Consider the following 1232-nt stretch of genomic DNA (forward strand, 5'->3'; position numbering starts at 1 on the left):
GTATATTAAGATTTTATATTTTCAACACACTACGACTTTAAATAGTTTCTCGCCACTCCCACAAACTCAGTTGCCCTTTTGCTTTTATAGGTTCAGGCAAAATTTTGACATTATCTAATTCCCAAGCATATCGACCTTCTTCATAATTACCAAAACAATATTCATTTCCACTAATTTTTAATCTAGTGTGCATCGTTGCATTGCTTCCATCATCGGCAATTACTTTATGGCAATCTACTATATTAGCGGTTGCTATAACTGAACCTGTGGGGAGTTGACTGATAGCTGTGATTCCATGCTTTTTTAAGACGTTTGAAAAATCGTTATATGCTTCCTTATCAATAGACTTACCAGCATGAATAGCAATTTCCCCTCTGTATTTTGTTTGCCAAGAACGTGTTTCAAATTGTTTTTCTCGTAAGGCAATCAAAGTTGCCCAAGGTTGTTTAATAGTAATAGCTTTCATATTACACCCCCAACACTGTAATTTATACTTCCTCTTTGCTACTTGTCCCTAGATAAATCAAGCTAACCTCTATTAGCATCTTTGCTATTTCTTCTTCTGTAAAATCACCATTATCTATTTCTTTCAAAACAAACACGGTAACTTTATTTTTGGCTATTCTATATTTTTTATTGAGCATAAACGCCTCCATTTTAATTTAAATAACATCCTGGCCGTTAATCCGAGTGCGCTGACTCCTTACGACATCATGTACCTTGCCGTTCTGCCAGATGATAATATCCTCTCCAAATTGTTTAGGCGTCACTTTTGTAAGATGACCATCTTTAATCACGTAGGCTGCATTCTCCATTAAATCGATTTCTGCTGTCATTTTTTCAATATTGATTGCTGTATTTTCCAAGCTAAGACGCCCCCGATCTGTTAAAATAATATTGTCAGCATTTTTTAAAAGGCCGGGAGCTTTCCTGGCTTTTTTACACACTCTTTTCTTTTTGGAATAGACTATGTTAGATAAAAACTCCAAGTCCCTTTACGTAGAATGCCCTAAATATCTATAAGCCTGGCAAACGCTAGGCTTTTTTTGTATGTTTTTTTCTGTAATTGGATACAATGATATAAGAAAGATCTGGCAATCTACCTCCAAGTGTATGATTTATTCGACGACCGGGATTTTTCCTGGTCTTTTTTGTATACCATGTATACAGTTTGGGCATGCTGTTTGTAATCAAGGGCATTCCACCATCATTTTCATACAGCATGATTTACA

3 protein-coding genes are annotated in these 1232 nt (G+C 35.6%); all 3 read right to left on the reverse strand.

Features of this window, described 5'->3' with window-relative positions:
- Window positions 1–37: 37 nt before the first annotated feature.
- Genes BBA02S_RS19890 through BBA02S_RS20470 form a run of 3 tightly spaced genes read right to left on the reverse strand, consistent with a single transcriptional unit; the run spans window position 38 to window position 866 of the window.
- The gene (locus tag BBA02S_RS19890) at window positions 38–466 is read right to left on the reverse strand and encodes an ASCH domain-containing protein (RefSeq protein WP_041113139.1); all 429 of its coding nucleotides are present in this window, start codon (window positions 464–466) and stop codon (window positions 38–40) included.
- 22 nt (window positions 467–488) lie between these two features.
- The gene (locus BBA02S_RS20910) at window positions 489–644 is read right to left on the reverse strand and encodes a hypothetical protein (RefSeq protein WP_156141412.1); all 156 of its coding nucleotides are present in this window, start codon (window positions 642–644) and stop codon (window positions 489–491) included.
- 18 nt (window positions 645–662) lie between these two features.
- Window positions 663–866: a DUF3954 domain-containing protein gene (locus tag BBA02S_RS20470; RefSeq protein ID WP_231557134.1), complete on the reverse strand. Its 204-nt coding sequence runs from the start codon at window positions 864–866 to the stop codon at window positions 663–665.
- Between the last annotated feature and the right edge of the window lie 366 nt (window positions 867–1232).

The organism is Bacillus badius NBRC 15713 (assembly GCF_001591605.1).
Taxonomy (GTDB): domain Bacteria; phylum Bacillota; class Bacilli; order Bacillales; family Domibacillaceae; genus Pseudobacillus; species Pseudobacillus badius.

Excerpts from the sequence above, each read along its gene's own strand:
- BBA02S_RS19890 (WP_041113139.1), bottom strand. The coding sequence starts at position 466 with ATGAAAGCTATTACTATTAAACAACCTTGGGCAACTTTGATTGCCTTA.
- BBA02S_RS20910 (WP_156141412.1), bottom strand. The coding sequence starts at position 644 with ATGCTCAATAAAAAATATAGAATAGCCAAAAATAAAGTTACCGTGTTT.